Origin of the sequence: Undibacterium sp. Di26W (assembly GCF_049340265.1) — a bacterium.
Classification (GTDB): domain Bacteria; phylum Pseudomonadota; class Gammaproteobacteria; order Burkholderiales; family Burkholderiaceae_D; genus Undibacterium.
The window spans coordinates 1-974 of record NZ_JBMPOR010000063.1; the positions used below are offsets into that span (position 1 = coordinate 1).

Sequence of the window (974 nt, forward strand, 5' to 3'; positions counted from 1 at the left end):
TGACGACTCCACTCTTGTCGTGACCCAGATGGTCGGTCATTTCGACTTCCAGGGCTCGCTCGACAAGCATCTTGGTGAGCTGCTTGAGCAGGCCGTTCTCCCCAATCAGGTCTTCGGGTTTTTTGTAGTTGGCCAACAATCCATCGGCCAGTTTGAGCAATTCCGGGTCAGGCTTGGCCCGCTTGTTACGCTTTGCAACGGTCATCATTTCTCCTTGAAGGTAGCAGTGTCCTGCTAAATGACCGTTTACACAAAATTAATTACACCCTCCTGTCGATCAATAATTGAAGACAGAATATTTCGCTATGGCTCCAAAGATTTCTACTTTTATATCCAGAATGCGCATAGAGATAGACGCCATCGAGCATACCAATTTTTCCTTTTACAAGGTCAAGCTCGCCCAAATCTCTACCCAACCAAAATGGCACTTCTATTACTGCATTTCCTAATTTGTTTTTTGATTCAGAATCTGAGGAGTATATACAATTTAATTCAGACGTGATTTGCTCAGGTTCCGCACCTATTTGGTAGCAATATATGCTTTGCACATTGGTGGGAAGCTGAGTTGCAAGACGCTGAAACAAGTCCTTATTAACACCATTTTCCGCTACCGTCATATTTACCCACGTAATGGCAGATGTCACGATAAACAATGCACTTATCCAACGCCTGCGCTTGGCTTTCCAAAATTGATAAATTATTTTCACGAGGTTAACTCACTGAAATCTTAGTGTTCCGTAACAACAAGCTGCGTTTTTCGATTCAGGGAGACGTCATGAACCCATGGTAATTACTCTTCTAAATCCACATGCACGTTATTTGGGCTGCTGATTTAGAATGTGGCTAAGTGAGCTTCCCTCGGTAATTAGTTCACCATCAGGTGACTGTCATGCAGCCAGATTCTCTTGATTTTGTTTCTTCATCCAGTCTTCCAGATATTGAACCGGCGAGCGATAACCTAATGTTGAGTGCTG

At 43.6% G+C, this 974-nt stretch carries 1 protein-coding gene and 1 pseudogene; both read right to left on the bottom strand.

Translation table 11 applies throughout. The annotated features are described in order from the left end of the window. Nucleotides 1-205, bottom strand: a pseudogene (locus tag ACO0LM_RS28610) (IS256 family transposase); the annotation flags it as partial. A 55-nt stretch (nucleotides 206-260) separates the two neighbouring features. Then, nucleotides 261-707 (bottom strand): hypothetical protein, encoded by a 447-nt coding sequence (locus tag ACO0LM_RS28615; protein WP_423042340.1) that lies wholly within the window; start codon nucleotides 705-707, stop codon nucleotides 261-263. Nucleotides 708-974: the final 267 nt, after the last annotated feature.